Here is a 26,232-nt window from a genome sequence, read left to right on the forward strand (position 1 = left end):
TGCGAGGCATCCGAAACCTCCTGATGGACATCAACGATCATCAGCAGTCTGAAGACTTCTGGCGCAGCGATCAATCTGCTGTCTGGTCATCTCAGGAACACACGAACCGGCGCGTGACCCCAATCGGGATCACCTCATCCCCGATCCGTCCGCTGGCATGGCCGAGGCTGCCTGCCCGTGCCGTGAAGGTCCACCGGCAGGGCTGGTGCAGGCCGGAATGGGACGAACCAGCCCGTGACCAAAGACCTCATCCAGCCCGGCCTTGCCCAGATCGCGGGCGCCCAGCTGCAGGCGCGCGCGGACCTGGGACGCGGTCAACTGCGGCTCGGCTTGCAGCAGCAAAGCGGCGGCGGCGGTGACAAAGGGTGCTGCGAATGACGTCCCGGTCTTGGTCCGCGCGCCGCTGATCGAGGCCGCGGTCCACACATTCACACCCGGCGCTGCCAGATCGATATGTTTGCCCCGATTGGCGCGGCGATAGACCTGTTCGCGCCGATCGACCGCAGTGACCGCAATGACCTGTTCATAGGCGGCGGGAAAGGCCGGTTTCGCCGCCGGTCCCCCATTGCCTGCCGCCGCGACCAGCACGATGTCCTGCCGGGCCATCTGCTGGATCTGGGCGCGCAGGGCCTCGTTCGGGGGGCCGGCCAGCGACAGGTTGACGATGTCGACCTGCTGCGCGCTCAGATAGTCCAGCGCCTCGACCAAGGCAAAAGCATCGGCGCGCTCATCCTCGCGCTGCTTGTGAAAGGCATCGACGGCGACCAGTTCGGCCTGCGGCACAAGGCCGGGGGAACGGCTGTCCGCCCGCCCGACCAGCAGTGCCGCGACTGCGGTGCCATGCAGCGCATCCGAGCGCGTCCCCTTGCCCCGATCGATGCGGTGCACGGCAATCCGGGCATCCTTCAGGACAGCGTGATCGGCATTCAGCCCGGTATCGACCATGCCGATCCGCACCGGGCCGCCGCATCCGGAGGTATCCGCGGGCCATGCGATCATCTGGCGGGCCGGGCAGTCCGCGCCGGAACAGGCGGGCGCGGCATTGCCCGGCCGGTAGAAATGGTTGAAATCCGCCGCATTGGCCGAGCCCATGTCACGCACCGTTGCGCGCGCTTCCTGCATCGACATGCGGTCGGGCTTGCGCAGCCGGTGCAGCGATGCGCCGTCGGCAAGCGCCACCCTGCGCAGCACGCGGAATCCCGCATCCTGCAGAACCCGCAGATCGGCAGATGACAGGCCGCGTGCGATCACCTCGTTCGGGGCCAGCTGGGGCAGGGGGGCGACGCGGACGACGGGTTGCGGCGCGGGGCGGCGGCGCAGGGGTGCGTCGTCGTCATCGTCGTCATCGTCCCCCCGGTCGTCATCATCGTCATCGGCCCATGCGGCGGCAGGGCCCCGGCCCGGCTGTTGCGGATTCAGGTCGGCCAGGATCACGGCCAGCGCAAGGGCCAGCAACAGCAAGGGGTGGCGCGGCATCAGGTCCTCCGACCAGGGGTTTCTGGACATTCTACGTTCTGCACCCTCTATTATTCCCCGGCTTCGTCTTTTTTTTGACGCAGGGAGGTGGAATGGACGCGGCTTTTGCCGAGGCGCTGATCGCGCTTTTGCCCAACCTGCGGCGCTATGCGCTGTCCCTGACGCGTCGCGCCGATCAGGCCGACGATCTGGTTCAGCAAACGGTCGAGCGCGCCATCGCCAATGCCGGCAGCCATGACCCGGCCCAGCGGTTGGAGCCGTGGCTGTTCCGCATCATGCGCAACGGCTTCATCGACCAGACCCGGCGGCAACGCAGCGCGGGCGTGCAACTGGACGTCCATGACATGCCCGAAGCCCTACCCATCGACCCGACCCCCGCGCTGGAGGCCCGGTTGATGCTGCGCAATGTCGAGACGGCGATGGCCGAGCTGCACCCCGAACAGCGCGAGATCCTGCATCTCGTCTGTGTGGAGGAGATGACCTATGCCGAAACCGCGCGCATTCTGGACATCCCGATCGGCACGGTAATGAGCCGGCTGTCGCGCGCGCGGCTGGCGCTTTCCGAACGTCTGGGAATAACATGAGCGGCGGGACGTATACGGCCGGGGATGGCGGAAAGGACGGGCCCATGCAGATCGACGACGAAACCTTGATGGCGCTGGCCGATGGCGAGCTTGACCTGGCACGGGCCGAGGAGCTGCGCCGCGCCATTGCCGCCGATCCCGAACTGCAATCCCGGCTGCACCGATTTCAGGAAACCCGGCGTCTGCTGTCCGGGCTGCGTGCGGACCCGAAGGGCGAAGACCCGTTGGCCGCGATGATCCGCAGATCCGCCACCGCCGCCCCGACGCGGATCGTGCCTTCCCCGACCGCCAGCCATGCCGCTGGCCCACGCCCGGTCCTGCCGTCCGGGGGCACGCCGCTGACCGCGCCCGCCCGTGCGCCGCGGCGACCGGCAAACCTGAATCGCAGGCCCTGGCTGGCGGCTGTCGCTTCTGCCGCTATTGTTGCGATCGGGCTGGGGTGGTGGGAATGGGCGGACGCGCCCGCCCCGCGTGATTTCAGCCCGGCAGAGCTGGCGGCGCTGGACGCCTTGCCCTCGGGGCAGGTGCAGGCTTCGGATGATGGCGGCGAACTGGCGATGATCGCTTCGTTCCGGGGCTTGGATGGGGCGCTTTGCCGCGAATACGAGACTGCGCAGCGCGCGGTTCTGGCCTGCCGCGAGGCCGCGGGCTGGACCCTGCGCCATGCGGCGGTCCCCGAAATAGCGGGGCAGGACTATCGCCCGGCCTCGGGTCAAGGCAGCATGGACGACGCCATCGCGGCGATTGGCGCCACAGCCCCCCTGACCCCCGAGGAGGAGGCCGCCGCCCTGCGGGAATAGGCCCGTGGGTGCCGCGGCGTCGGCCCCCACGGTTGGATTTGACCCCAGCCCCGGCAATTGGGCGCGCTGAACATCCGGCAAAATATCCAATTTTCTCAAGCTCATACGGCGGCTGTGGCCGCCTTTTTCGTATTTTTTTGCACCGGGCGGGAATAGTTGCCACCTCCCGCGCGTATCCCCTGCAGACGACCGAAAGGGGATGAGATGACACCGACCGTTCTGACTGCGCCCACGGGCCTCGGGGAAACACTGCCGCTCAGGGATGTGCGCCCGGCCGGTGAACGCGGGATCGGCCCTGCCTCGGTCATGCGGCGTCCCGGCCAGCGACTGGCGGATCGCCAGCGCGTCTGAGGGCGCCTGAATTCCGCACCGGCCGAACCGGCAGCCGGGATGCGGAGCGCGGTCAAAAGGCCGCCGTTCATGCCGGTCCATTCCAGACTGACGGAGAGCAACCATGGCCAATATCCGTGGCAATGACGACGACAACCGCCTGAACGGCACCAACCTTGCGGACAGGATCCTTGGCATGTCCGGCGATGACACGATCCTTGGACATGGCGGCAATGACACCATCGACGGTGGCGAGGGCAATGACCGCATCAATGCGGGCGAGGGCCATAACCGCGTCAATGGCGGCTCGGGGAATGACGTGATCGACGCGCTGAGCGGCAATGACGTGATCAATGCCGGCGAAGGCAATGACATCGTCCGCGCCGGTGGCGGCAACAACTCGATCACGCTTGGCTCGGGCAACGACCTGTCGGTCAGCGGTTCGGGCCGCGATACGATCAGCGCGGGCGAGGGCAACGACACCGTCCGCGCAGGTGCAGGCAATGACATCATCTATGGCGGCGAAGGCGACGACCGCATGTTTGGCGAGGCGGGGGCCGACCGCATCGTCGCGCATGAGGGCAATGACACCCTGAATGGCGGCGCCGGGAACGACACCATGACGGGGGGCGAGGGTGCGGATGTGTTCGTCTGGAACGGCGGACGCGACCGTGTCACCGATTTCGAGCGGGACGAGGACACGATCGACCTTTCGGCCTATGCGCGTTTCGACAGCTGGACGGACGTGCGCGCCGCGGCCAGTCAGGTCGGAAACGACGTCGTGATCCGGGCCGGGACCGACCATCTGGTGATCGAGGATACCCGCCTGAACCAGCTTGGCGGCGACGATTTCAACTGGTGAGCAATCGGGGCAGGGGGTGCCGACCACCCCCTGCATCCTGCCGGTGGCAAAAATCGCCATCCGGTGTCACTCGGGCGGCCCTTGCAGGGGCCGCCCTTCTTCCATGCGGCGTGGCATCCGAAACGCAAGGTTCATCAAGAATTTACAGAACGGCCACCCTGCTGTCATGGCGCGCCTGCATCTGTCGCGCCGCAATGGCAGGAAAGGGGCAGCGCGGCATGACGGGTTTGCGGCTGTCGAACATCGGCAGGAGCTATGGCGAGACCAGGGTTCTGTCCGGCATCGACCTTGACATCGCGGCGGGCGAGTTCGTGGCGGTGCTTGGCCCTTCGGGCTGCGGCAAGACCACGCTTCTGCGGTTGGTTGCGGGATTTGACCGCCCCGATGAAGGCAGCATCAGCCTTGGCGACCGGCAGGTCGCTGGCGGCAAGGTCATGGTGCCGCCCGAAGGGCGCGGGATCGGCATCGTGTTCCAGAATTACGCGCTGTGGCCGCATATGTCCGTGGCTGGGAATGTCGGCTATGCGCTGAAGGTGGCGCGCCTGCCGCGGCTTGAGCGCGAGGCCCGCGTGGCGCGCGCGCTCGACACCGTCAATCTGACGCCCTTTGCCGGGCGTCGCCCGGCGGACCTGTCGGGCGGGCAGCGCCAGCGGGTCGCGTTGGCGCGCTGTCTGGCCGCAGGATCCAATCTGGTGCTGCTGGACGAGCCGCTGGCAAATCTGGACGTACATCTGCGCGCCGCCATGGAGGAGGAGTTCCGCCGCTTTCACCGGGAAAGCGGCGCGACGCTGGTCTATGTCACCCATGACCAGTCCGAGGCGATGGCGCTTGCCGACCGCATCGCCGTGATGGACAAAGGCCGCCTGCTGCAATGCGCCAGCCCCCGGCAACTATACCGCGAACCCGCCGACGCCACGGTCGCGGGGTTCATCGGGGACGGGCTGGTGCTGCCGGTCGAGGGCTTGCGCCCGATGGGGAACGGCCTTGCGACGGCGGACCTGCTGGGCGCGCGTGTCCGGCTGCGCTGTCATGCCGGAGAGGTCGCCCGGCCGCTCGCGGTGGCCTCGACCCATCCGGTCGATATCCTGCCCGCCCGTCCGGGCGAGGCCGGCATCCCCGCCCGTGTCACCGCCCGGACCTATCGCGGTGGCGGCTGGTCCTATGACCTGCGCCCCGAGGCGGATCCCGGCCTGCGCCTGCCGATGATGCTGCCCGACACGGACGCCGCCCCCGAGCCGGGCGCAATCCTTGATCTGGTGTTCCGCGACCTCTGGACCATTCCGCTTTCCGGCAGCCATGCCCCCGGCACGGCGCCCGGCCCTTCTTTCTCATCGCATCTTACGGAGCAATTCCAATGCGCCTGACTGTCACTGCCCTTGCCTTGATGCTTTCCGCGACCGCGGTCTCGGCGCAGACCACGCTGACGCTTTACACCTCGCAATCGCCCGAGATCGCGCAGCAGACCGTCGACGCCTTCATGGCCAAGCATCCCGACATCACCGTGGAATGGATGCGCAACGGCACGTCGCAGCTGATGAACATCCTGACCGCCGAGCAGCAGGCCGGCGGCATCAAGGCCGATGTGCTGCTGGTCGCCGACAGCATCAACCTGGGCACGCTGAAGCAACAGGGCCTGCTGCTGCCCTGGCCCGACGCCCCGGTCAAGGACATCGACCCGCTGATGTACGACGCCGACAAGACCTTCTTCGGCACCAAGATCTCGTCCACCGGGATCGTCTACAACACCCAGATCGCTGCCCCCGTCACCGGCTGGGGCGACCTGTTCCAGGATGCCAATGCCGGTCAGATCGTGGCCCCAAGCCCGCTTTATTCCGGCGCGGCGCTGGTTCACATGCATTCGCTGCTGCAGGATGCCAGCCAGGGCTGGGGCTATTACGAGCGCCTGAACGCGCTTGGCGTGGTCCCCGAGGGCGGCAACGGCCCGGTGCTGAAGGCGGTGGCCGGGGGGCAGATGAAATATGGCGTCAACATCGACGCCGATGTGCTGCGCGCCAAGAAGGCAGGCTCGCCGGTGGAGTTCGTCTATCCGACCGAAGGCGCTACCTTCTTCACCGAGCCGGTGGCGATCATCGCCGGCACCGATCAGGTCGAGGCGGCACAGACCTTCGTCAGCTTCGTCCTGTCCGAGGACGGCCAGAAACTGGCCGCCGAACAGGGTTACATGCCGGTCGATCCGCGGGTTGCCTCGCCCGAGGGGATGCCCGCGCTGGCCGATATCAAGCTGCTGCCGCTGGATGCCGATCGCGCCGTCGCCGAGGACAGCGAGGCCCGCGCAAGGTTCACCGAAATCTTCGGCGGCTGATCCGGAATGACCGCCATCTGTCACCGCAAGGGGGCGCCGCGCGCGCCCCTTTTCCGCCTGACCTCGGAAGGGGTCGCGCTGGCGCTGCTGGCGGTGCTGATCCTGTCGGTTTCGGTCGCGCCGATGCTGCGGCTGGCTCAGGCCGCCCTGCTTGACGACGGGGTGTTCGCGGCCGAGCGGCTGGCAAAGCTGTTCTCGCGGCCACAGACCGGGGCCGCGATCTGGAACACCATCCAGATATCGCTGGCTTCGACGCTGGTATCCCTGCTGGTCGGTGCGATTTTCGCGGTCATCATGGTGCAGACCGACCTGAAGGGAAAATCGGCGCTGGTCTTTGCCTTTGTGCTGCCCCTGATGATCCCTCCGCAAGTGACGGCCATGGCCTGGATCCAGGCCTTTTCGCCCACGAGCCCGGTCCTGGGCCTTCTTGGCCTGTCGATGGAGGCGGGCACGCGACATCCCTTGTACTCGCGGGCCGGGATCATCCTGCTGCTGGGCATCTATAACGCGCCGCTGGTCTATCTGGCGCTGCAGGCCAGCCTGCGCCGCATCCCGCAGGATCTGGCCGAGGCGGCGCGGGCCGCCGGGGCCGGTCCGGTCCGGGTGCTGCTGACGGTCATCCTGCCCTTGGCGCGCGGTGGCATGGTGGCTGCGGCCAGCCTTGCCTTTGTCTCGGCCATCGGGAATTTCGGCATTCAGGCCATGCTGGGCATTCCGGCCCGCGTGCCGACGCTGATCACCCAGATCTATCAGCAGATCAACGGGCTGGGCCCAAGCGCCCTGCCGAACATGGCGGCGCTGTCGCTGGTCCTGACCGCATTGACCGTGGCGGGCGTCCTGCTGACCGCCCGCATGGGCGAGCGCAACGATACCCGCGTCGATCTGGGCAGTCGCCCCTTGATGCTGCCCCTGGGTCGGGCCGGAATTCCGGTCGCCGCGATGCTGTGGGCCTATCTGATCCTGTCGCTGCTGCTGCCGTTTTCGGCGCTGCTGCAGACCTCGCTGGTCACTGCCTACGGCTTGCCGCTGACGGCAGAGACCATCACCTGGAAGAACTATGTCTCGGCGCTGTTCCAGCAGGTCTCGCTGCGGGACGCCTTCGTCACCTCGTTGTGGCTGACGCTGGCGACGGTGGGTTTCCTGATGCTGGCCTCGGTCTTCCTTGGCTATTTCCTGACATGGCGGCGCGGGCCATTGGTGCGGCTTTTGCATTTCGGGTCCGAAGCCGCCTATGCGCTGCCGGGCATCACGCTTGGCGTCGCCATGATCCTGCTGTTCCTGCGCCCCTTGCCGGGGATCGGCCTGTCGATCTATGGCACGCCCTGGATCATCCTGGCGGCCTATGTCGCGGGGTTTTTCGCACTGGCCCTGCGCCCCGTGCTGTCCGGCTACGCCCAGATCGACCGCGCGCTGGAAGAGGCTGCGCGCGTCGCGGGTGCGGGTTTCCTGCGCCGGATGCGCGATGTGATCTGGCCGCTGATCGCGCCCACCGCAATCGCCGCCGCCGTGATCGTCTTCATGACCGCGATCAACGAGATCCAGACCTCGATCCTGCTGATCTCCTCGGGGACGCGCACCATAGGGCCGATGATCATCTTCCTTGAGGAAGGCGGGGCATCGACCCTTGCTGCCGCTGTCGGCTGCCTGATGATCCTTGGCGTGCTGGTGCTGATGCTGCTATCGACGATCCTGTCCCGTTTTCTGCCGAAGGGCGTTCTGCCATGGCAATTCTGACGGCATTCAGTGGCCTTGGCGGGAAAGCCCCCGCCGCCTTCCTGCTTGAGATCGCGGGGCGGCGGCTGTTGCTGGATCTGGGCGAGGGGCCGCGGCCGGGCCAGCGCCCGGACCTGGCGGGTATCGGCCCGATCGACGCGATCTTTCTGTCGCACGCGCATATCGATCATGTCGGGGCCATCGACCTTTGGCCAGGTCTGGGGCGCCCGCCGGTCTTTGCGACCCGCGCGACGTTTGACGCCCTGCCGCTGCTGGGCCTGCATCTGCCGCCCCAAGCCTGCCACGACTTGCCGGTTCGGGGCCCGGCGCGACTGCTTGACCTGCCTGTCACGGTCGGACGCGACGGGCATGCCCTGGGCGGCTTGTGGCTGCATCTGCCGCAAGAGGGTGGGGCGCTTTACATGGGGGACTGGAGCCGGGAATCCGAGATCCTGCCCCTTGATCCCCCTCCACCGGCGGATCTGGTCATCACCGATCTTTCCTATGGAGACCGGGATCAGCCCTTGGCCCATCAGGTGCAGGCGCTGGCGGACAGCATCACACCCGGCACGGTGCTGCCCGTGCCGATCCTTGGACGTGGCGCGGATATGGCGCGACATCTGTCCGCCCTTGGGCTGTCGCCCGTGGTCTGTCCGCAGATCCGCGCCGAAATGCAGGGCGCATTGCCCGCCCTGCGCGTGATCGCCACCCCATCCGAGGCGCGCGACGGCGATGTCATCATCGTCGCCGATACCGAGCGGCCGGGCGATCTGATGTCATGCCTGATTGCCGATGCACGCGGATGGCGCTTCATCCTGACCGGCCATGTCGCCCCCGGCAGCGCGGCGGCGGGGCTGATCGCCGATGGCCGCGCCACCCGGCGGAACTGGAACGTGCATCCCCGCGCCCGTGACCAGATCTGGCTGGCCGGGATCACGCGCGCAAGGCATCTGGTCCCCGCCTTCGGCGCATTGGACGACGCCCCTGACCTCGCGCAAGCACTGGCCGGCGTCTGGGGAACGGGTCGGGAAAGCTCCTGACCTTGTCCCGGCTGATGTCGGTCGTCCGAAATCAGGCCCGGCGCGATCATGGGATGCCGCCCCGCACAAGGGTCAGGTCACGAAGGGCATGATGTCCACGCCGTCGCCGGGAAAAACGGTGATATGGGGATGGTCCCGGAACAGCAGCGCCGCGGCCTTGGCGGTCTCGGCCTCGATCACAAGATAGCCGCAGAACGGGTTCGCCGCATCGGTGACGCCGTCTTTGGTGATGCGCGTGGTCTTGCCCACCATGCCGCCACGGTCGAGGATGGCCGCGGCGTTCCTTTCTTCCCAAGCGGCCCATTCCTTGACCCCCACCGCATCGATGGCATCCTGCTCGGACTTGGGCAGGCTTCGAAAACGGGCAAAGTCTTCGGGTTTCATGGTGTAGACAGCAAGGAACCGGGGCATGAGCCACCTCCACGATCTTGATCCGCTGCCAGTGTACACCTGCATGCCCCGGGCGCGCCTGCAAAACAGCCGGGACCAAACCCGGCGGCCGCCCGTGCCCGTCACGAAAAGGGCGGCATCTGTGGACGGCCGGGCCGTCCACAGTGCGAGATATCAGGCCAGTTCCGAATGCAGTTGCCAGATGCTCAGGGCGGCCTCGCCTGCCTCGCGGCCCTTGCCGACGAAATGTTCGGCGAAGATGCGGCGGTGATGGTCCCCGCCTTCCTGATAGTGATGAGGGGTCAGGGACACCGACAGGACCGGCACCCCGGTCTCCATCCCGGCCTGCATCAGGCCGCTGACCACGGCCTGCGCCACGAAGTCGTGACGATAGATGCCGCCGTCCACGACCAGCGCCGCCGCCGCCACCGCGGCATAACGACCCGAGCCAGCCAGCTTCTTGGCGACAAGGGGCATCTCGAACGCGCCGGGGACGTCAAAGACATCGACATGTGCTTCGGGGATGATCTCCAGAAAGCCTTTCAAGGCCTGATCAACGACATCGGAATGCCAGTTGGCCTTGATGAAGGCGAAACGGATTGCGGGATTGAGAACCGGGCTGCTGGGCGCCCAAGCGCTGGGGGTCTGTGTCATGTGGTCACTCCTTGGTCTGCCTGACACGTCACCCAAGGCGATCACACACTCCCAGCCCCGGAAAGGGGCTGCGAACATGTTCTCTTTCATCCGGACTATGACCGTCGGCCCAGGAATCGCACCTGATCTGCTGACCCTTCCGGAACCGGAAGGCGCTCGCGGGCTTGCAGAACGTCCTGCTTACCGCCGGTGGGGATTTCCGCCCCGCCCTGAGAACTGGCCCAGTTTGAGACATTTTCGCGCCGCTGCAACCGCTTTTGCAGCCCACCGCGTTCAATGGCCCCGCCTTGATGCGGGTGGGATGTTCCTGAGCACCGGGCCGTTACCGCGCGATATGCCCGATATTTAGGCAGGCCCGTGGGGGCGCTGCAATGCAGGCGTTCGGATAGGTCTATACACTGATTTATCCCCAGGAAATGTGGATAGAGGCATCCTCGGCCACGTGGCAAAAAGCCACCAAGCCTTCGGCCTGTCGGTGCGCGAGACCGGGGCAGGGGCGGAGCGTCTAATGTGCGCGAGCCGAGACCATGACACACAGCCCAAGCGCGATCAGGGCTGGGAGTTGTGGTCGCCGGAAAAATGCGGATTCTGACTGGTTCATGAAAGTGGGCGATGCTTCAGGGGCAATCATGGAAGATGTCGATTGCGTGGTGATCGGTGCAGGTGTCGTCGGACTGGCCGCGGCCCGCGCGCTTGCCATGGCCGGCCGCGAGGTGCTTGTGCTGGAGACAGCAGAAACCATCGGAACCGGAATATCCTCACGCAACAGCGAAGTCATCCACGCGGGCATCTACTATCCCCGTGACAGCCTGATGGCTCGGGCATGTGTCTTCGGTCGGCGCAGCCTTTACGATTATTGCGAAGACCGGGGGATCGACGTCCGGCGCTGCGGCAAGATCATCGTGGCCACGGATGCGGCAGAGGCGGAGCAACTTGCCGCCATCCATGCCCGGGCCGAAGCAAATGGCGTCGAGAACATCCGCTTGCTTGCGGCACGTGACTTGCGGGTGATGGAGCCTGCGCTGGATTGCGTCGCGGGGCTGCTTTCGCCAGAGACGGGAATAATCGACAGTCATGGGTTGATGCTGGCGCTGCAAGGCGATGCCGAGGCGCATGGTGCGCTTTTTTCCTTTCACAGTCCGGTCAGATCCGGTCGGATCACCGCGGCGGGGATCGAACTGGATGTCATGGGGGTCGATCCGGTGACGCTGAGGGCGCGTTCCGTCGTCAATGCCGCGGGACTTTTCGCGCCCCAACTGGCAGGCGCGTTCGCGGGCTTGGATCCCGCGCATGTGCCGCGCGCGTTTTTCGCCAAGGGTCATTATTTCCTTTTGCGGGGACGGTCGCCGTTTTCGCGGCTGATCTATCCCGTGCCGGTGCCCGGCGGCCTTGGCGTGCACCTGGCGCTGGATCTGGGCGGGCAGGCAAAATTCGGCCCCGATGTCAGCTGGGTCGACAGCCCGGATTACAGCTTTGATCCGGGGCGCGAGGAGGGGTTCTACCACGCCATTCGCCGCTATTGGCCCGACCTGGCCGATGGCGCGCTGGTACCCGGCTATACCGGGATCCGCCCCAAGATCGTCCCACAGGGGGCACCCGCGCAGGATTTTGTGGTGCAGGGGCCCGAGATCCACGGCGTGCCGGGGCTGGTGAACCTGTTCGGCATCGAAAGCCCCGGCCTTACCTCGTCGCTTTTTCTGGGGGATCTGGTCGCGGCAAGGCTGAAAGCGGCGATGCGCTGACGCGCCAGTCCCTGGTCCCTGCGATACCCGGTCGCGCCCCGTCTTGGCCCAACTGCCGCCGATAGCCTGTGACGCGTTCACGCGCAGGAGCAGCGCTTTGAAGCGGCAGTTACCATGACGACTGGCAGCTTTGGGCTCTGAATATCTTCCTTACCGATCGTATCCGCCTTCTTGCCGCAGACCGGATTGAGGCCAATACCTATGCGGACATTAAAACTTATTCGATCAGAGGCGACCGATCTGCTTCTGCGTTGAAACGGCGTCCGCAGATATTGGCAGCGGTGGTGGATGATAGGCCTGTGCCGCGTGACGCGGGATGAGTGCGAACAATACCCGCTCCACGGCCTTTGCGTCGGCGCGCGACAATTCTTTCATCACGACAAATCGAGTGGCCGCGCCGCGACTGGCTTCATAAATCGACACGCTCGTCCAATCGACGATGAAGCTGGCCCCCGACATCGGCAGTTGCCTTGCGCTGGTTCCGATGCGCGAGATGCGCTGCAGGCGCAGCGCTGCGACCAAGACGCGGCGATCGGTGATCTCAAACCGCGGGGGGCGTGCAATGCTAATCGATACCGCAATCGAGAAGATCAGCAGAACAATTGCCACCATTGTCTGGGACGGCACAAAAAGACTGGCCACCACGATCGAAAGCAAAAATGCGACACGAAGGATCGGCCAAAATCGACCAGAGCGGCCTGCCCACAGCAGGATTTCACCAGGTTGCAGTTCTGACGACCAAAAGGACGCGTGGCGCGACGCAGAAGGATGCGGCAGACCGTCAGGAATACCCGATGGCAGGACCGATGCGAATTTCTCTCGGCCTTTCGCCAGAAAGGGCTGCAGGACTTCGCGCAATCTCGCGGGATCCGCGCCTGACAGAGCAAAGGGAGGGATGCCGTCGCTGCGTATCACGCCATTGCGCCCAATCCTGTCAATGCGCGAGACCGCGAGGACCAGGCCTTTATTGTCGATAATACGCTGGTTTGTGACGGCCCAGATCCGCCCTCGATTCATTAGCCAGACGGCAGGCGTCAGGATCATAAACGCGAACAGCAACAGGATGCCGGTCACTATCGCTATTGCCAACGGCGGCAGGTATCCTCCACGCATCCTCAAGGTCTCGGTCATCACAATAAAAAACACTGGCCAAAGCACGGTAAAGACGAGAAAAATCCTGCGAACCTCGCCAGCTCTGAAGCTGGCGCGGCCCGTCAGCAGGATCTGCTCATCCTGGTCAAGCGGGGGCAGGCTGGGGTCGCTCATACGAACGCATCCATGCAAATAACTCCACTCACGATCGCGCTGCGCCGACATCCTGTGGTTTTCGCGCCTGGGTCAACACCCTCTGGCGAGAAGTCACACGTGGCCTTCTGTGCATTTCTGCCAGCATCCGCAATCCAAGTCCTGCGGCGGCATGATCCGCGACAGACCCGCGGTAAAGCAGTTGCGAATGAGGCCACGACACAGCGGAAGCAGGCCAGTGCCCAAAATTGATCCTCCCTTGTCGCTGCGGGCCAACAAACAATCTGGGATTTCAATTAAAATATGAATCTCTCCGACAGGTAGAGGAATACCCCACCGTGTCGGTTTCATAATACGCCACCTCTAATCCGTTCCCCCTTGCGGGAATTAATATACGGGATCTACCATGCCCGGAATTGCCGTTGTTAACCTAGAGATTAGGTGAACCGCAGATGCCCACTGTAACCTTGACCATTCGAGGCGATCAACTTCTGGGATTTACCTCAGTGAGGTGGTCCGGAAACGGACAAGAAACTCAGCTTACGGCTTTTGATGTGGCCCCCGTGGGCGATGCAGACGAGATCTACACCGTCACCGTCACCCAGGTCTCGGACGGAGAGGAACATTTCGCCAACGGCCAATTTGTCACCATCACTGACGATAGTGGCGCGGTATTGCTTTAACAGGCCGTTCCGCGCCATGATGTTTTCAATAATCTTGCGTCGGGAGATGAGTATACATTTCTCTTTCCCGGCGGCTTCGAGATCAGCCTTAATATTCCAGATGTAACGCATGCCTACAATGGCTTCATCCTTTACCTGAACAGCAGCGCGCACATTCAGAGCGGGCCGCCCACCTTTATCGAATACACCTTTCCAGAAAGCGATATCGGCAATGCGGCCATTGGCGATAACGACGGACGGTTGGATTTCGCGGATGTCTCGCCCAGGTTTCCTTGCTTTGCCGAGGGTACGCTGGTCAATACTCCCGACGGTCAGCGCGCGGTCGAAACGCTGAGGGTAGGGGACCTGATCAGCACCGCGACCGGAGTAACCGCGATAAGATGGATTGGTCAGCGCCTGATCGAATTCCTTGGTCGGGACGATCCCAGGCGACCGATCGTGATTGCGGCCGGGGCGCTGGGACCTGGCCTGCCGACGCGTGATTTAGTGCTGTCGCGCCAGCATCGCATCGTTATCGATCTTGGAGAGGGACCGGTGCTGGCACCGGCAAAGTCCCTGCTCGCGTTGCCGGGCGTTCGGAACGTCCGGGGCGTGGCGCGCCTTCGCTATGTAACGCTGCTCACGGCTTCGCATGCGATCATCCGGGCAGAAGGATTGGCTGCCGAGACGTTCTGGCCCGGCCGCTGGATGCTGGAACAACTGCCTGCGCGCGACAGGAACATTGTCCTGTCGGTGAGTGGTGGGTTTGCCGACGATCCGGCACAGCCTTATGGTGATCCGGCCCTGCCATTCAGGACAGTTCAGTTCGTGAAGCGGGCGATCGCGAGCGGACGCCTTCCCGCGGTTCCGCAACCTCGGTGCGATATCCCGGAACGGATGCTTGAGAACACTCACCCCTTGCGCCACGAATGAATCCGACGCCAAGCCCGACCGTCCGCAACGGGTTCCGAGGGAGATGCTGCAGAACAGCAATTGGTAGGCTTGGAGGAGGTCGGCGGCATTGACCGAGGATGGGAAGGCCCGGCCCATACCTGACGGTCGCATCCTGCCAATGCTGCGCGGCGGCGTTCCCGGAACAGGCGTTCGACAAGCATCGCAGCGCAGACTCCGCCGTCAGGGTGCGGACGACATCGCTATTCTCCACTGAGGTGGAAAGGTCTGCACATGAACCTTCAGACCCTTCAGGGATCAGGGGCTGCTCCAACCGCCCAGGCGCAACTCTTCCAGCCCTGCTTCCCACGATATGACCGGCGCGAAGCCAAGTTCACGCTGCGCTCTGGCAGTGTTCAGCGAGATTTCCAAAGCGCTCGTGGCAAATTCTTGGAAGCTTAGCGGTCCGCGCAGGCGGCCCCCGCTAAACCTGTGAAGGACGTCACCGAACCTTGCGATCAGGCGCAAGATCCCCCGAGGGACGGATTTCTCGGGCACGCTCAGGTCTTGGGTTGCCATAAGGTCAGTAACGATATCACGGAAGGGTCGGGCCGGGCCGTCCGTGATATGATAAATCCTGCCAGCTTGGCCTCGTTCCAGCGCCAGATCGACCGCGTGGCAGAGATTGGCGATATGCGTCGTCGAAGATAAATAACTGCCGTTCGAAATCCAGGCAAAGCGCCCATTTCGCACCATCGTCGCAAGCGTTGGCAGCGCGGTGCCGTCATCGCGCCCCCAGACCATGCGCGGGCGCAGGATCATCACCCGCATCGTTTGGGCGGCCTGCAATGCGATGCGCTCGGCCTCGGCCTTGCCGGACGAATAGGCTCCGGCCGGACGGGCCGGATACGGCGTCGTTTCATCGACGTCCCGAAGCGGCATTCCAGCCTGAAGCACGGAATCCGTACTGATATGGACGACTGCGCCGATCCCGGCTTGCTGGGCCGCCGCCATGACGCGGGCCGTGCCGTCACGGTTCGCAGCAAGCGCGGCCCGACCCGCACCGTGGTCAAGATTTGCGGCCGCATGGATCAGGGTACCTGCGCCTTGCATCAAGGGCGTCAGGTCGCTGGTCAACATGTCGCCGATCACGGGTCTTGCGCCAAGGGCGGCAACACGCTCTGCTGCTGGTTGGCTGCGGACCATGCCAATGACGGGTCGGCCAGCGCAAATGAAATGACGGATCAGGTTGCGTCCGACATAGCCGTTGGCGCCGGTTATGAAAATGGTGCGATCAGTCATCTTGGCCGCCGGGTTTGACAATGCCGGTCAGGGCAAGAGCTTCAATGTCTTGCAGAATTTCGGTGCGCTCGGCCTCAGTCCAATCATGCAGTTCCATGTGCTCCTGAAATTTCAGCCCCTCCAGTGCAAGCCACGCAATACGGGCGGCACGCGGTACGCTGGCCGTCGCCAAAAGCTCTTGCCCGATAGTGTTTTGATTGTCGCGAAAGGTTTCGCGCATGGCGCTGTCCTGCATGAGTGCCGAGACAAGGCTCAGCACCGCAGGGTTGCCGCCTTGAACCGGAGGGCTACGTCGCGCCGCCTCGATACGCCCGCGCAGTGGGGCATCGGGTTCAGCCGCGAAGTTTTCGGCACATTGCTGGTTGAAGGCGTTGTCCGCCTTGATGGTGCGCAGGACCAACGCCGCAATCAGATCGCGCTTACTGGGGTGTTCATAAAGCACGGTGGCCTTGGATACGCCTGCCTCTTTTGCGACGGCCTCGACGTTCAGGATTCCGTCGCGGGCCACCACCCGCTCCACGGCATCAAGAATTTCGTTCTGATCATGTTTGCGGGGTCTTGCCATGGATGCACCAGTTTATTTCCGACCGGTTGGAAATAAACTGGTGCATATGTGCCGTCAAGCACATCCAGCAGTCGTTCAGACCCATGCATCCTGCACAAGAAGAAGCGTAAGTTCCGCAATCGGGTGAAGTCGGCTTGAAAACTCAGCGCTCGGAGTAGCAATTTTCCGAGCAACCTCGACATCGTGGGGCTAGATTGCCGACACACCCTTTTCGCGGGCCATCCGCCAGATGAGGGGTGCAAGGGCAAGCGCAATTGCGGGGAAGATCAACAGGTTGATTTGCTCCCAGCCCGCTGTCTGCAGCAGAGCCCCAGAAAAGAATGAACCCACGGCCACGGTGCCGAACACGATGAAATCGTTCAACCCCTGCGCTGTGCCGCGCTCGGCTTCGGTATGGGCATCAGCCACCATCGCCGTCGCGCCGATGAACCCAAGGTTCCAGCCAAGCCCCAGCAGGATCAGCGAGACATAGAAATGTGTCACGCCCAGCCCCGCAAGCGCCACGGCCCCGGAAAGACCGATGATGACGAGGCCGAACGCGGTGACGCGTTCCATGCCGAAACGGGCGATCAATCTGCCTGTGACGATGCTCGGCGCGAACATCGCAAGCACATGCCACTGGATGCCATGGGCCGCGTGATCGACCGAATGGCCATGCCCGACCATTGCCATCGGCGCTGCGGTCATCACAAACGCCATAAGTCCGTAGGATACGACACCGGCCATCACGGCAAGAAGAAACACGGGTGACGAGAGAAGCTGCATTGCGCTGCGCCCGCCTTTGGCTGTGTGAGCCCTTGGAGCGCGCGGGGCATGCAGCATGGCAAGCACCGGCAAGGCAAGCATCGCCAGCGCGGCCTGGCTAAGGAAACTGCCTGCATAGGTGATGCCCGGCACCGAATCGCGCGTCAGGATCACGAGCTGCGGTCCAATTACGGCGGCGCAAAGTCCCCCGACCATAACCCACGAAATCGCACGGCCGCGCTTGGCGGGCTCACATCCGTCAGCTGCGGCGAAGCGGTAGGTTTGGACATAAGATGCGTATAGCCCAGCGGCGAACGTGCCGAAACAGAACACTGCGAACGCCCCGATCCAGATCCCTGCGGCGGCGATCAGCCCCGAGACGACTCCGATCGCCGCCCCAAGCAGATAGCCGTTACGCCGCCCAAAACGCCGCATGATCGCAGCGGCCGGAAGCGTGCCGAGGGCCAGTCCGAGGTTGAACATGCTGACCGGAAACGTGGCCAGCGCCGGATTGCTGGACAGCTGCTGCCCGACCAGCCCGCCCAGCGAGATAACGATCGGCGCGCTGGCACCGCCAAGGGACTGTGCGGCAACCAGGACAGCAAGATTGCGCTTGGGCAAGGTTTCCACGGGATGCCTCGTATCCGATATGAGTGATTTTGTCCGAAGCGGGCGGCTTGGTTTTGGACCGGGCCGCCCGCTTCATTTGATCAGTCGAAGTGGACCTCGGCGGTCTTCTTCACTTCGGCATAGGCGAAGGCCAGTGCCGACATGAAGGCTGCGTGCACGTCGGCCGCTGGCACGAGACGTCCATCGAACTCAGAGTCCCGCGTTGCACAGGCGTCCGCCACGACCGTGACACGATAGCCATGGTCGGCCGCGGCACGGGTCGTCGCGTCGATGCACATGTGACTCATCGCACCGACGATGACGACATCGGTGACGCCCTTTTCTTCCAGCCCCGCCTTCAGCCCCGTCTCACGGAAGGAGTTAGGGAAGTTCTTGGTTATCACGGCCTCGCCCGTTTTCGGTGCCACCTCGGGGATGAACCGGGCGCCATCCGTATCCGGTTCGAAGAAGGGTGCGCCGACCGGATTCTCGTGGCGGATGTTGAACACCGCGACACCCGCGTCGCGCGCAGCATCGATGACAGTGCGGGCATTGGCGACTGCCTGGTCGATACCCTCCAGCGCAAAGCGGCCGGAGGTCAGGTAGTCCTGTTGCAGGTCCACGACGATGACTGCTGTTTTGGTCATGTTATCTTCCTTTCAAGGTTCAGAGCGATATCGTCTCGCCATCCGCCGGGATCAGCAGGTTGCGCGCATAGCCGCGATTTTCAGAGTCCGTGCGAAGCGCCTCCCGGGTAAGCTCGGCATGGTTGACCGCCTCCATGTGGCTGGCAATGACAGTGGCATCCGGCGCGGCTTCGCAGACCTTCTTCACATCATCGACGCCCATGATGATCGCGCCAAGGCCGACGATGCGCGCATCACCCGCGTTCACGACGACGACCTGCGGCGCGTGTTCGGCAAGGTTTCCTTCGACATGATCGTTCCACACCGTGTCCCCCGCAACATAGAGGCGTTTCTCATCAGGATGTTGGAGCAAGACACCCATCACGTCGACCATGAGCTTATGTGCGTCGTCCGAACCATGCTGGCCGGGCGTTTTGGTCAGGGTCACACCTTCGAACACCACGCGATCGCCCAGAACGCGGACATCTTCGAAACCCTGCGCGCGGATCGTTGCAGCGTCGGCTTCGTTCTGCACGAAAATCGGAAGGCGTTTGGGGACCAGCCGAATGGCGGCCTCATCCCAATGATCGGCATGGGTATGGGTGACGATGACAGCATCAACGGCAAGGATCTGGTCCAGCGGCACCGGAAGCTCGGCAGTGGGGTTGCGGACGTGGGCCCGAGGATTGGGCTGCGCGGGATCGACGGATGCCGCGAACCCTTCGTAGGTGCCTTTTTCCGCCAGGTAAGGATCGATCAGAAAGCGGGTTTTTCCGAAGTCGATGCGCAGCGTGGCATTCCGGACTTGCGTTATCTTCACGGTGAGAAGTCTCCATACAATCTTTGAAACGCTAGATATCTGCCCGCGCATCTGCCTATAAGTGGCGCTATCGACAAATACAGGTTCAGTATCGCCATGCCGGATCGCATCACTGAAATCGGCATCGTCCTTTATCCCGGGGCGCAGATGGCGGCTGTGCTGGGCCTGACGGATCTGTTCGCCACGGCCAACCGTGTTGTCGGACAGCAGCACCCAAACTCTGTCCGCACCTTGCGCATCAGCCACTGGAAGGACGGAGGCCGCGTGCATGACACCATGCCGGAGGCCACGACCGCGCCCGCAGTGCTGATCGTGCCGCCGACCCTGGGCCAGCCGATCCCGCGCGAGGTGGCGATGGCCGAAGCGCCGTGGTTGCGCGCCCGCCATGCCGATGGCGCGACGCTGGCATCAATCTGCACTGGCGCTTTCGTCTTGGGGGAAACCGGCCTGCTGGACGGGCGCACGATCACCACGCACTGGACCTTCGACCATGCGATGCACGAGCGCTTCCCGAAGATCCGGCTGGATCTCGACCGGATGGTGATCGAGGACGGCGATCTCATCACCGGAGGCGGTGCTATGTCGTGGGTCGACGTCGGGCTAAAGATCGTGGACCGCATCCTTGGTCCCGACACGATGATCCAGACCGCCCGAACCCTGCTTGTCGATCCTCCGCATCGCGAACAGCGTTACTACAGTGGATTTGCCCCCAACCTGTCGCACGGCGATGCGGCCGTGCTGAAAGTCCAGCATTGGCTGGAGTCGAGCGGCGCGAAGGAGGTCGAGTTGTCCCGGCTCGTCGCTGAATCCGGGTTGGAGGGCAGAACCTTCCTGCGCCGCTTCAAGAAGGCGACGGGTCTGACGACGACCGACTACATCCAGCGTTTGCGAATGAGAACGGCGCGCGAGCTGTTGCAATTCGGAACTAAGAACGTCGATCAGATTGCGTGGGAGGTCGGTTACAACGATCCGGGCGCCTTTCGGAAGGTCTTCTTGCGGATCGTGGGACTTTCTCCGGCCGAATATCGCCGTCGGTTTCACGTCTGAAGCATCTGACGCACGCTATCTGGGATTGGTCCCAAGAGGCGCTTCCTGAACGGGGCTGACCATGGGTGGGGAACGGGGGGCTACCGCGAAGCCTTCGCGGAAATTCTTGTTCGGCAGCAAGCTTGAAGATAATCCAGACACTATTGGCGCCCTAGTTCGAACACCTCCAACCCTTGGTTCGTCGGTTGAAATTCTAGCTGGTCCAAGGCTTTCCACATTCATCGAGGATCAGCTTGAGCACACCTCAAATGAGGACCTTCTATCCTACGAAGCCCTTAGCTTTACGGGCAAGCGGCTTTGAGCAGCGCGAACATCAGCCGAGTTGTGCAGAAGAGCCCGGAGAGCCCAGCAATTAATATTTGATTTTCAAATTCTCTTGGCCTCCAATATCATACCTGGCTATATTCCCCTGATCCCGCTCCCTGACCTAACCTGTCGGAAACCAGAACCAACAGGGGTAACGACATGGGCGCGTTGGACGGCATTACGGTCCTCAGCTTCAACCATTTTCTGTCAGGACCGGCCGCGGCGCAGTTCCTTGGCGACATCGGCGCGGATGTCATCGCGGTCGAGCCGCTGGGAGGGGCGTTCCAGCGCAACTGGGCCGTCGGCAACCGTTTCGTCGACCAGACCAGCGTCAACCACATGACGACCGGGCGCAACAAGCGCTCGATCGCGGTGGACCTCAAATCACCCGAGGGGCTTGCCGCCGTGCGCCGCCTGATTGCGCGCGCCGATGTCGTGATGGAAAATTTCCGCCCCGGCACGCTCGACAAGCTGGGCCTGTCCGAGGCTGCGATGCGCGCGATCAATCCGCGCCTGATCTATGCCGCGACCACTGGCTACGGCGGCGACGGCCCCTATCGCGACCGTCCCGGTCAGGACGTGCTGCTGCAGGCGATGTCCGGGCTTGCCGCACATACCGGCAACATGGAAAGCGGCCCGGTCGCCATCGGGACGGTTCCTATCGACCACCACGCCGCTGCGCTGACCGTGGCTGGCATCCTCGCTGCGCTTTACGAGCGCGAGCGGACGGGCGAGGGTAAGCGGATCGAGGTCAACATGCTGCAGGCCGCGCTGGACCTGCAGGGCGAGTCGATCACCGCATGGATGAACGGCGCCGATCGCAGCGGCCCGCGCGGTCGGGCCGGGATGGCTAACTGGTTCAGCCCCGCGCCCTACGGCATCTACGCGGTCGCGGATGGTCACGTCATGATCTCGATGTCGAAGCCTGCCGATCTGGCCGAGGCCCTGAACCTGCCGCAGCTTGCCGATTTCTCCGAGAAAGACGGCTTCGACAAACGGGGCGAAATTTCCGCGATGGTTGCCGGCGGCATGGCCGCGCTGACTGCGGCACAGGCGCTGGATCGGCTGGAGAAGGCGGGCGTCTGGCATGAGTTGGTGCGCGATTATGACAGCCTTCGCGACAACCCGCAGGTAGAGCATCTGGGTGCCTTCATCGACGCCCGGACGCAGGGCGGGTCGCCCATGACGCTGCTGTCGCACCCGATCCGATATGACGGCGAACTGCCGGAGGTGCGGCTGACGCCCCAGCCGCTGGGCGGCCAGACCCGCGAAGTGCTGGCCGAGGTCGGGTTGAGCCAGGGCGAAATCGACGCACTGATTGCCAGCGGCGCTGTGGCACAAACCGAAAAGATGCGGGGCTGAGATGGATTTCGCGATTTCCGATGAAATGAAAATGGTGACCGAGGCGATCGGTCGCTTCGTGCGCGAAAAGGTCCAGCCGCTTGAGCAGGAGACCGAGGAGAATGCCCGGATCCCCGCCGACAAGCTGGCGGCGGTCCGTGCCGAGGCGCAGTCGCTGGGATTCTATGCGCTGAACATGTCCGAGGAGGTCGGCGGCGGCGGTCTTGGCGTGCTCGACATGTGCCTTGTCGAGGAGCAGCTTGGCCAGACCTCGGACGCGCTGATCCGTCGGATCTTCGGGCAGGTCTACCCGATGCTGGAACGCTTCGACGGGCCGTTGCGCGACAAATACCTGTATCCGACCGTCAAGGGCGACAAGATCTGCGCCATGGCGATCACCGAGCCGGGTGCGGGTTCGGACGCGGCCGCGATCAGGACCAATGCCTATCTGGACGGCGATGAATGGGTGCTGAACGGCACCAAGCATTTCATCTCGGACGGGGACATTGCCGATTACGTCATCGTCATGGCGTTGACCGATGCCGAGAAGCGGGCGCGCGGCGGCATCAGCCTGCTGATCGTCGACAAGGACACGCCCGGCTTCAAGGTCGCGCGCAACCAGCCGATGATGGGCCATCGTGGCTATGGCCATGCCGAGCTGACCTTTGACGATGTCCGCATTCCCAAGGGCAATGTGCTTGGTCCGGTGGGCGAGGGCTTCAAGGTGATGATGGCCAATGTCGGCGGCATCCGTCTGGGCCATATCGGTGCGCGTGCCGTGGGCATGGCCAGCCGCGTGCTGGAACTGATGCGCCAGCACGCCGCGACCCGCCAGCAATTCGGCCAGCCGATCGGCGATTTCCAGATGGTCCAGCAGATGATCGCCGACAGCGCGACCGAGATCTTTGCCACCCGCATGATGGTGCTGAACACCGCATGGGAGGAAGACAACGGCATGGACCCGCGCGACAAGGTGTCGATGGTCAAGGTGCAGGCCTCGGAAATGCTGGGCCGTGTCGCCGACCGGGGCATTCAGGTCTTCGGCGGCTACGGCTTCACCAAGGAACTGCCGCTCGAGCGGATCTACCGCGATGCCCGCGTCACCCGGATCTATGACGGCACCTCCGAGGTGCACCGCATGCTGATCGCCCGTTCGGTGATCAAGCGCGGCCTTAGCCTGTGAAGGATCAGAACATGAGCGAGCTTCCCGCAATCGGTCAGGCGATGACCTTCCGCAAGACCATGACCGTGGCCGAACAGGGCTTCTTCACCGGCATCTCGGGCAATATGGGCCGCGCGCATGTCGACCGCGCCTTCGCGCGCACGCAGGGCCAGCCCGACATGCTGGTTTTTGAACTGGCGGCGGCGGGCCTGTTCTCGACCGCCTTCGGCCGACTGGCCGGGCCGGGCTTCCGCCTTGGCGGGATCGAGTTGGGATTTGACCGCGCCTTCCCGGTCGGCAGTTCGCTGGAGGCGACAGCGACAGTTACTGAAAGCGCGGCGGATAAGGTGCGCTTTGACCTTTCCGCCACGCTGGACGGGGTCGAGGTGATCACCGGCAAGGCGCTCCTCGTGCCGCTGGATGCGCCCCATGTATGACATCCGCAACATCGACGAATTCTCGGTCGGTGATCGGGTCAGCGTTGCGAAGACGGTTACCGAGGCAGATGGTGCCATGTATATCGCCGCGACCGGCGATTTCGGGCCGGTGCATGTGGACGAGGGCTATGCCTCGACCACGCGCTTTGGCGAGCGGCTGGCACCTGGCATCCTTGTTGCGGGGATCTGCACCTCGGTCCTGACGGCGGAACTGGTGGGCACGGTTGGGGTCTCGATCCGCGACTGCTTCTGGTTCACCGGTGCCGTGCGCTACGGCGATACGCTGACCTTCGACATCTGGATCTCGGGCATCGACCCCGCGAACCGCACCGTGGACTGGCAGGCCAGCGCGAAGAATGAGGAAGGCGTCGAGGTCCTCAAGGCCGACGCCACCCTGAAATTCCCCAGAAAGAAAGTGATCGCATGATTACCGGCAAGGATCTTGGCGGCATTACCGTCGCAACCGTGCTTCCCTTTCACGAGGACGGCGCTGTCGATTGGGCGGGCTACGAGGCCGTACTTGCGCATTGCGCGCGCCCCGAGACGACCGATTGCGTCTTCGTGAACGGCCATGCGGGCGAGGCGACCGCGCTGACCGCAGAGGAAAAGGCCGAGGTCATCCGCCGCACCCGCGACCATATCGGCAAGGACCGCATCCTGCTGGCCGGGGTCGTGCCCACAGGCTATCCCGAGGCGGTCGCGCAGGCAGAAGCCGCGCGCGAAGCGGGTGCCGATGTCGCGGTGATCTTCCCCGCCGAGGCGCTCGGCGGCGGGAATGCCAACACGGCGGCGGGCGTCAGATTCATCGAAAAGCTGGGCGCAGAGCTGCAAATGCCGCTCTCGATCTTCCAGTTTCCGATTGCGTCGGGCTTTGGCTTCTCGACCCCGGTTCTGGCCGAAATGGCCCAGATCCCCGAGGTCGTTGCGATCAAGGAAGGCTCGGCCACGCTTCTCGCCTATGACGAGAACAGGCGTGCGGTGAAGGCAGTGGCACCCGATGTGGCGATCCTGCCCTCGAACTTCCACTGGTTCTTTGCTCAGGTGGCACTTGGCGGCGACGGCATCCTTTCGGGGCTGGCGAGCCTCGTGCCGGACCTGCTGGCCGATCTGTGGAAGGCGTCGCAGGATATGGATCTTGCCCGGATGCGCGCGGCGAATGACCGGCTTTATCCGGTGGTCCGCGCGATCTATGGCCCTTCGCCGGTCGTCGACATGCATACGCGGATGAAGGACGGCCTGCGTCTGATGGGCGTGATCAGGAACTCTGCCCCGCGCCTGCCCTTGCTGCCGCAATCCGATGACGTCGTCGAGGGCGTCCGCAAGGCCCTGGTCACTGCCGGAGTGCTGCAATGAACGGCGGCCTTTACGCTGCCACGATATGCGCCCTGACCGCCGACGGACAGATTGATGCCTCGGCGCAGGAGATGCATTTCGCCTCAGTGATGGCCACGCCGGGTCTGGACGGGCTGCTTTTGAACGGCCATGCGGGCGAGGGGGTCTTCACCTCGCGCGAGGAACAGGCCCAGATCGTGCGGATTGCGCGCGAGGTCGCGCCCAAGGCCCGCATCCTTGCGGCGGTCAGTTCGGAATCGACCATGCAGGCCGCCGGCGATGCCGAGGCTGCGCTGCGCGCCGGGGCCGATGCGATCATGGTCTTTGCGCCTTTCTCCTGGGCGCTTGGCGCCGATCCGCGCGCGATCATCGCCCATCACCGCGGCATCGCCGAGGTGGCGGGCGCGCCGATCTACCTGTTCCAGGGCTCGGTCGGTTCGGGAAAGCTGGCCTATACCCCCGACGTGCTGCGCGCGCTTCTGGAAATCGAGAACGTCGCAGGCATCAAGGAGGGCAGTTGGGAAACCCGCGCCTATGAGATGACGCGCCGGATCACACGTGCCGCGCGGCCTGAAGTCGCCGTCATGGCCTCGGGCGACGAGCATCTTTACGCCTGCTACATGATCGGCAGCGATGGCAGCGCGGTCAGTCTTGCCGCCGTTGTGCCGGAGTTGATCGTGGCGCTCGACCGCCATGTCCGCGAGGGTCGCCATGCGCAGGCGTTCGCGATCCACACGGCGCTGTTCGATTTTGCGAAGCTCGTCTACGCCGCGCCCGGTCACATGGCCGCCGCGCGGCTGAAGGCCTGCCTCGCCGAGCTTGGCCGCATCCCCAACGATATCTGCCGCGCGCCGACCCCACCGGTCACGCCCGACGAACGTGCTGCCCTGATGGCCGCGCTGCGCCCCTGCGTGGAGCTTTCCCAATGACCGAACTGCAATCCCACATCGTCTTCGTCGACATCGACCCCGAGCATGAGGCTGCGTTCAACGAATGGTACGACAACATTCACCTGCCGCAGATCCTCGATTGCCCCGGATGGCTGGACGCCCGGCGCGAGAAATGCCTTGAGGGTGGGGCACGCCACGTCGCGATCTATACGATCACCGGTCCCGAGGTCTATGAAACACCCGAGTTCAACGCTATCAAGGGCTTCGGGCCCTTCGCAGACAAGGTCCGGAACTTTCACCGCATCCGCCTGACGCGAAGCTGAGAGGATGCACGCAAGG

At 64.0% G+C, this 26,232-nt stretch carries 28 protein-coding genes and 1 riboswitch; of the genes, 18 read left to right on the top strand and 10 right to left on the bottom strand.

Features of this window, described 5'->3' with window-relative positions; translation table 11 throughout:
- Positions 1 to 129: 129 nt before the first annotated feature.
- Entirely contained in the window at positions 130 to 1,506 is a 1,377-nt protein-coding gene (locus ACO2Q4_RS05025; protein WP_423317719.1) for a S8 family serine peptidase, read from the bottom strand.
- A 62-nt stretch (positions 1,507 to 1,568) separates the two neighbouring features.
- Here ACO2Q4_RS05025 and ACO2Q4_RS05030 point away from each other — a divergent pair, with 62 nt between their 5' ends.
- From ACO2Q4_RS05030 to ACO2Q4_RS05065, 8 genes are all read left to right on the top strand, one after another.
- Entirely contained in the window at positions 1,569 to 2,060 is a 492-nt protein-coding gene (locus tag ACO2Q4_RS05030) for an RNA polymerase sigma factor (protein ID WP_311759333.1), read from the top strand.
- 44 nt (positions 2,061 to 2,104) lie between these two features.
- Positions 2,105 to 2,860 carry an anti-sigma factor family protein gene (locus ACO2Q4_RS05035; RefSeq protein WP_423317721.1) on the top strand — a complete coding sequence of 252 codons (756 nt, stop codon included), beginning with the start codon at positions 2,105 to 2,107 and terminating at the stop codon, positions 2,858 to 2,860.
- Positions 2,861 to 3,064: 204 nt separating this feature from the next.
- Positions 3,065 to 3,211: a hypothetical protein gene (locus tag ACO2Q4_RS05040; RefSeq protein ID WP_423317723.1), complete on the top strand. Its 147-nt coding sequence runs from the start codon at positions 3,065 to 3,067 to the stop codon at positions 3,209 to 3,211.
- Between the two features lie 103 nt (positions 3,212 to 3,314).
- Positions 3,315 to 4,052: a calcium-binding protein gene (locus ACO2Q4_RS05045; protein ID WP_311759330.1), complete on the top strand. Its 738-nt coding sequence runs from the start codon at positions 3,315 to 3,317 to the stop codon at positions 4,050 to 4,052.
- A 218-nt stretch (positions 4,053 to 4,270) separates the two neighbouring features.
- Positions 4,271 to 5,416, top strand: a complete 1,146-nt coding sequence (locus ACO2Q4_RS05050; protein ID WP_423317726.1) for an ABC transporter ATP-binding protein — start codon at positions 4,271 to 4,273, stop codon at positions 5,414 to 5,416.
- The gene (locus tag ACO2Q4_RS05055; protein ID WP_423317728.1) at positions 5,407 to 6,375 is read left to right on the top strand and encodes an ABC transporter substrate-binding protein; all 969 of its coding nucleotides are present in this window, start codon (positions 5,407 to 5,409) and stop codon (positions 6,373 to 6,375) included. Before ACO2Q4_RS05050 ends, ACO2Q4_RS05055 begins: the two co-directional genes overlap by 10 nt.
- A gap of 6 nt (positions 6,376 to 6,381) precedes the next feature.
- Positions 6,382 to 8,109: an ABC transporter permease gene (locus ACO2Q4_RS05060; protein WP_423317730.1), complete on the top strand. Its 1,728-nt coding sequence runs from the start codon at positions 6,382 to 6,384 to the stop codon at positions 8,107 to 8,109.
- Entirely contained in the window at positions 8,097 to 9,128 is a 1,032-nt protein-coding gene (locus ACO2Q4_RS05065; protein ID WP_423317732.1) for an MBL fold metallo-hydrolase, read from the top strand. Before ACO2Q4_RS05060 ends, ACO2Q4_RS05065 begins: the two co-directional genes overlap by 13 nt.
- 72 nt (positions 9,129 to 9,200) lie before the next feature.
- On the opposite strand, the gene ACO2Q4_RS05070 is transcribed toward ACO2Q4_RS05065, so the two are convergent.
- Both ACO2Q4_RS05070 and ACO2Q4_RS05075 read right to left on the bottom strand, forming a co-directional pair.
- A complete protein-coding gene (locus tag ACO2Q4_RS05070) occupies positions 9,201 to 9,539 on the bottom strand; it encodes a hypothetical protein (protein ID WP_395132140.1) in 339 nt (112 codons plus the stop codon).
- Positions 9,540 to 9,692: 153 nt separating this feature from the next.
- Positions 9,693 to 10,172, bottom strand: a complete 480-nt coding sequence (locus tag ACO2Q4_RS05075) for a 6,7-dimethyl-8-ribityllumazine synthase (RefSeq protein ID WP_311759324.1) — start codon at positions 10,170 to 10,172, stop codon at positions 9,693 to 9,695.
- A gap of 74 nt (positions 10,173 to 10,246) precedes the next feature.
- A riboswitch (FMN riboswitch) is annotated at positions 10,247 to 10,393 on the bottom strand.
- 408 nt (positions 10,394 to 10,801) lie between these two features.
- On the opposite strand from ACO2Q4_RS05075, the gene ACO2Q4_RS05080 reads away from it, so the two are divergent.
- Entirely contained in the window at positions 10,802 to 11,914 is a 1,113-nt protein-coding gene (locus tag ACO2Q4_RS05080; protein WP_423317735.1) for an NAD(P)/FAD-dependent oxidoreductase, read from the top strand.
- Between the two features lie 225 nt (positions 11,915 to 12,139).
- On the opposite strand, the gene ACO2Q4_RS05085 is transcribed toward ACO2Q4_RS05080, so the two are convergent.
- A complete protein-coding gene (locus ACO2Q4_RS05085; RefSeq protein WP_423317737.1) occupies positions 12,140 to 13,180 on the bottom strand; it encodes a hypothetical protein in 1,041 nt (346 codons plus the stop codon).
- 482 nt (positions 13,181 to 13,662) lie between these two features.
- Entirely contained in the window at positions 13,663 to 13,953 is a 291-nt protein-coding gene (locus ACO2Q4_RS05090) for a hypothetical protein (protein ID WP_423317739.1), read from the bottom strand.
- A 129-nt stretch (positions 13,954 to 14,082) separates the two neighbouring features.
- On the opposite strand from ACO2Q4_RS05090, the gene ACO2Q4_RS05095 reads away from it, so the two are divergent.
- The gene (locus ACO2Q4_RS05095) at positions 14,083 to 14,754 is read left to right on the top strand and encodes a Hint domain-containing protein (protein ID WP_423317741.1); all 672 of its coding nucleotides are present in this window, start codon (positions 14,083 to 14,085) and stop codon (positions 14,752 to 14,754) included.
- Between the two features lie 276 nt (positions 14,755 to 15,030).
- On the opposite strand, the gene ACO2Q4_RS05100 is transcribed toward ACO2Q4_RS05095, so the two are convergent.
- The 5 genes from ACO2Q4_RS05100 to ACO2Q4_RS05120 form a co-directional block, all read right to left on the bottom strand.
- Positions 15,031 to 16,014 (bottom strand): NAD-dependent epimerase/dehydratase family protein, encoded by a 984-nt coding sequence (locus ACO2Q4_RS05100; protein WP_423317743.1) that lies wholly within the window; start codon positions 16,012 to 16,014, stop codon positions 15,031 to 15,033.
- Positions 16,007 to 16,579: a TetR/AcrR family transcriptional regulator gene (locus tag ACO2Q4_RS05105; RefSeq protein ID WP_423317745.1), complete on the bottom strand. Its 573-nt coding sequence runs from the start codon at positions 16,577 to 16,579 to the stop codon at positions 16,007 to 16,009. The genes ACO2Q4_RS05100 and ACO2Q4_RS05105 overlap by 8 nt, the downstream gene beginning before the upstream one ends.
- A 189-nt stretch (positions 16,580 to 16,768) precedes the next feature.
- On the bottom strand, positions 16,769 to 17,953 hold the full coding sequence (locus tag ACO2Q4_RS05110) for an MFS transporter (protein WP_423317747.1): 1,185 nt from the start codon (positions 17,951 to 17,953) through the stop codon (positions 16,769 to 16,771).
- An 80-nt stretch (positions 17,954 to 18,033) separates the two neighbouring features.
- On the bottom strand, positions 18,034 to 18,579 hold the full coding sequence (locus ACO2Q4_RS05115) for a cysteine hydrolase family protein (protein ID WP_423317749.1): 546 nt from the start codon (positions 18,577 to 18,579) through the stop codon (positions 18,034 to 18,036).
- Positions 18,580 to 18,598: 19 nt separating this feature from the next.
- The gene (locus ACO2Q4_RS05120; RefSeq protein ID WP_423317750.1) at positions 18,599 to 19,591 is read right to left on the bottom strand and encodes an MBL fold metallo-hydrolase; all 993 of its coding nucleotides are present in this window, start codon (positions 19,589 to 19,591) and stop codon (positions 18,599 to 18,601) included.
- A 51-nt stretch (positions 19,592 to 19,642) separates the two neighbouring features.
- On the opposite strand from ACO2Q4_RS05120, the gene ACO2Q4_RS05125 reads away from it, so the two are divergent.
- From ACO2Q4_RS05125 to ACO2Q4_RS05160, 8 genes are all read left to right on the top strand, one after another.
- A complete protein-coding gene (locus tag ACO2Q4_RS05125; RefSeq protein ID WP_423317752.1) occupies positions 19,643 to 20,425 on the top strand; it encodes a GlxA family transcriptional regulator in 783 nt (260 codons plus the stop codon).
- Positions 20,426 to 20,890: 465 nt separating this feature from the next.
- Positions 20,891 to 22,093, top strand: a complete 1,203-nt coding sequence (locus tag ACO2Q4_RS05130; protein WP_423317754.1) for a CaiB/BaiF CoA transferase family protein — start codon at positions 20,891 to 20,893, stop codon at positions 22,091 to 22,093.
- 1 nt (position 22,094) lies between these two features.
- Positions 22,095 to 23,255, top strand: coding sequence for an acyl-CoA dehydrogenase family protein (locus ACO2Q4_RS05135; protein WP_423317756.1), 1,161 nt, complete (start codon positions 22,095 to 22,097; stop codon positions 23,253 to 23,255).
- A gap of 11 nt (positions 23,256 to 23,266) precedes the next feature.
- Positions 23,267 to 23,671, top strand: coding sequence for a hypothetical protein (locus ACO2Q4_RS05140; protein WP_311759312.1), 405 nt, complete (start codon positions 23,267 to 23,269; stop codon positions 23,669 to 23,671).
- The gene (locus ACO2Q4_RS05145; RefSeq protein WP_423317758.1) at positions 23,664 to 24,098 is read left to right on the top strand and encodes a MaoC family dehydratase; all 435 of its coding nucleotides are present in this window, start codon (positions 23,664 to 23,666) and stop codon (positions 24,096 to 24,098) included. Before ACO2Q4_RS05140 ends, ACO2Q4_RS05145 begins: the two co-directional genes overlap by 8 nt.
- Positions 24,095 to 25,024: a dihydrodipicolinate synthase family protein gene (locus ACO2Q4_RS05150; RefSeq protein WP_423317760.1), complete on the top strand. Its 930-nt coding sequence runs from the start codon at positions 24,095 to 24,097 to the stop codon at positions 25,022 to 25,024. The genes ACO2Q4_RS05145 and ACO2Q4_RS05150 overlap by 4 nt, the downstream gene beginning before the upstream one ends.
- Positions 25,021 to 25,932, top strand: coding sequence for a dihydrodipicolinate synthase family protein (locus ACO2Q4_RS05155; RefSeq protein ID WP_423317762.1), 912 nt, complete (start codon positions 25,021 to 25,023; stop codon positions 25,930 to 25,932). The genes ACO2Q4_RS05150 and ACO2Q4_RS05155 overlap by 4 nt, the downstream gene beginning before the upstream one ends.
- The gene (locus tag ACO2Q4_RS05160; RefSeq protein ID WP_311759308.1) at positions 25,929 to 26,216 is read left to right on the top strand and encodes a DUF4286 family protein; all 288 of its coding nucleotides are present in this window, start codon (positions 25,929 to 25,931) and stop codon (positions 26,214 to 26,216) included. Before ACO2Q4_RS05155 ends, ACO2Q4_RS05160 begins: the two co-directional genes overlap by 4 nt.
- Positions 26,217 to 26,232: the final 16 nt, after the last annotated feature.

It is taken from the genome of Paracoccus sp. KR1-242, from assembly GCF_049446195.1.
GTDB classification, from domain to species: Bacteria; Pseudomonadota; Alphaproteobacteria; order Rhodobacterales; family Rhodobacteraceae; genus Paracoccus; species Paracoccus broussonetiae.